The sequence below is a fragment of the Photorhabdus sp. RM323S genome, from assembly GCF_042879375.1.
Taxonomy (GTDB): Bacteria; Pseudomonadota; Gammaproteobacteria; order Enterobacterales; family Enterobacteriaceae; genus Photorhabdus; species Photorhabdus tasmaniensis.
The window spans coordinates 1-3,253 of the sequence record NZ_JBHFKZ010000111.1; the positions used below are offsets into that span (position 1 = coordinate 1).

Consider the following 3,253-nt stretch of genomic DNA (forward strand, 5'->3'; position numbering starts at 1 on the left):
GCTTTGACGGCTTGTACCGCAGTATTCACGGTACTGCCGGCTGTCCCGGACAGGGCCACAGTCAAACCGCTTTGTTTCTGTTCAGTTTTGGAGATAGCGGTGTGACTGTTTTCCGCACTGGTGATGTTAATGGGTACTCGCTTAAATGTGAGTAAACACTTACTGTAACTCTTCACATAGAATTTCCCCCTACTTGTTGGTTATTGGGTGTCCAACTTTCGGGGGGTAGTTCACTTTAGTTGGGATCTTCTTAACATTATGACGACATTAAACTTTTCCTAAAATCTTTTATGTTGAAGATAATTTATCAAACAAATAACACCACCTAGGAATATCCCTATAACGACACCTATTCCAATAGCCTCAACAATATCTTTATAACCGATGAAAAACACGTCAGTTTCAAAATAAAGAACAAATTTAACTAACAATTTTACCGCCATGACCGTGATGAACACACCTACGCTCTGAACTAAAGACCAATATAAAAAATAGATTATAAATTTCATTTTTTATCCTTAGAACTTAACTCATCCATAATTACTTTATTTGCAGTTTCAGAACCAACAGCTCCTACTGCACTACCAACAATGCCAGGAGTAGGGGATACTAACGGTGGTGCAGATATCGAAGGATTGATTAAATTGAATCTTTCTTTAAATCCATTTGACCAAGGATTCATTTTATTATCCAAATAGTTAGTAGTTCCCTTTGTCACTCCATAGCCTACTGATGATCCTACAAACGCCCCTCCCATCGGTAACCACGGAGAATTTCCATCAATTACGCTAGAAACACCTGCGCCTAATGTGTTAGTTGCAGCAGTACCCCAATACCCCATTCCTGCCGTTGTACCGCCTGTAATCAAAGATGTCCCGAAACTGGTATAGCTAAAGTTTTCTTGAGGATTGTTGTAGATGTTGTAACCTTGCATTCCCAGGTTGGCTAAGCCTGTAGTACCTACACCTATAGCTCTGTTTGCAATAGTCGTACTTCCAATCCAATTAGTAACAGCAGGTGTAGCCGTTTTAGCTAATGTCGGTAAGGCTAGAGAAATTGTTGCAATTACTGCCCGTGGGATATTATTGCTTTTCTGCAATGTATCGTAATTATCAATTACTGGGCTAATCTGGTTAAGGCTATATTCTGTTAATTTTGTACAGTTAGCGTCACAATTTGGTGATTGAATAAGCTTGATCAACTCTTCCTGTTGTTTCATCAGATAATCTTTTGAAATCTTAGTTTCAATAGCTTTCTGTTGCTGATCTTGATCAGCTTTACTGGCAACCTCAATTAAGCGATTCTTTTCTTCATCAGTAGATGATGCTTTATATTTTTCCAACCATGAGGTGATCTGACCTGCTTTCAGGAAGTTATTCTCCACCGCATTCTTCCCAGCCTGTGCCCCGGTAACGGCGCTTCCGGTAGAGTCACCGGCAATTCCACCTGCCAGACCCGCCGCCAGAGTGGAGAGGGTGCTGATAGTCTGCTTTTCCTCTTCACTTAAGTCACTGACTTTAACATCTTCACCATGAATATGCTTCATCAGTGCCTGGGCGGCCAGTTCACCGGAAGCCCCACCCGCAGCACCCGCCAATGCACTGTTCCCACTGGCTTCCGCAACCGCAGCTCCCAGAATCGCATGGGCCAGCGTATTGGTCGCGATATCCACTTTACCGGTTTGCCGGTCGGTGGTCATATCCTTAATCACCCCGGCCAGATACGGTGAAGCCCCTCCCGCCAGTGCCTGACCAATATCACCTCCAGCCAGCCCCTGAATGGCTGCCGTTGCAGCCTGTAAGGCAGTCTGGTATTTACCGCCGGTACCAAAGCCGGAATCATTCAGTGCCTGATTGTAAGCCGTGTTGTAGATTTGGTTTTTGATGTCATCCTCTGTTGGGGGGAGAGTACTGGTTTTCGCCAATTTCGCTCTGGCATCCGCTTTGTCCTGCTCGTTGATATTCGCCATTTTCGCGTTGGCGGCTTTGGTGGCGATAATAGACCCCTCGGTACCGGCAATATCAATTACCTGTGCGCTGATTTCCCGAATGAGTTGCGCCTGTCTCAGTCGTTTCTGCTCTTTCTCTTTATCAAAGATAGGACTTAACGCATTGCCGGCATTATCCGTATCACGGCTCAGGGTAGTGATATCCTGCTGTTGATGGTCCTTATCCCGGAGAGCAATCGTGCCGTCACTAACGGCAGCATGAGTGGTACTTTGGGCATGGCCTTCTTTATTCGCGCCCCCCAGGGTATTGGAGGCCAGATTACTCAGCAATGAGCTGCCTATTGGTCCGCCGGTGCTGAATCCGGCGCTCCGGTGTTCGGTTTTGAAATCCGCTTTGTTTTGAATATCCCCGAAGCTCAGGGTACCGGTCTCCAGGGTGTTTTTGTCTTTATCGGCGGTACTGGCAATCACCGAACCGTCAAGCTGAGTGTGTTCACCCACCTTCACCTCATAACCGCCTTTGCCGGCAAACAGCCCGGTCTGTTCCTGCACGGAGTCAAAGTTGCTGTGGATTTTATCGCGGCCAATACTGAGACTCACTGTCCCATCAGTCTGAGGGCCGACCGTGACACTGGCACCGGCACTGACGTTCTGCTGCTTCATATCGTAGCGGTTGCTGTCCTGCTCGCTGGTGAGCGTCAGGTTGCGTTTTACGTCGGTGGTAATATGTTCGCCACTGACCTGGGCACCTTTGAGGGTGGCATCCCGGCCGGCATTGAGGGTGACGGTTTGCCCCGCATCCACGGTGGTTTCGTTATGGCTGACGCCGTCACCGCTTTCACGGCCTTTGCCGTGGTTGACGTTAGCAGAGACATTCAAACCTGTGCCGCCTGGCCCGGCTGTGAAGCCTACGCCGAGTGAGCCGCCGCTACTGCTGTTTTTGCCAGTGGTCTGTTCGGTATTCTGGCTGGAGATCAGTTGGATATCCCGGTTGGCATTGAGTTGCAGGTCTTTGCCTGCCTGTAACCGACCGCCCTGAACACGGATATCGCCGTTCTGGTCAGGAGTGTCGTTGCCGGTAGCGGTGATATTGAGGTTATCCCCAGTGGTCAGGCTGCTGCCCTGTTGAGTAGTCTGGTACTGTTTCTGCTCTGAACGGGAGGACTAGCTACCGTAGGACAGGTTGATACCCACCAAGTTGTTGTTGGTTTTGTTGTCACCGCCTTTGGCATCGGCCAGTCGGGCGGCCTGAACCGCCTGGACCCCACTGAGGGCGGCTTTGGTGCCTTGTAAGGCTTTCAGTCG

At 48.7% G+C, this 3,253-nt stretch carries 1 pseudogene; it reads right to left on the minus strand.

What is annotated here, in order from left to right:
* Positions 1 to 1,365: 1,365 nt before the first annotated feature.
* Positions 1,366 to 3,253: pseudogene (locus ACGF7G_RS21765) on the minus strand (hemagglutinin repeat-containing protein); the annotation flags it as partial.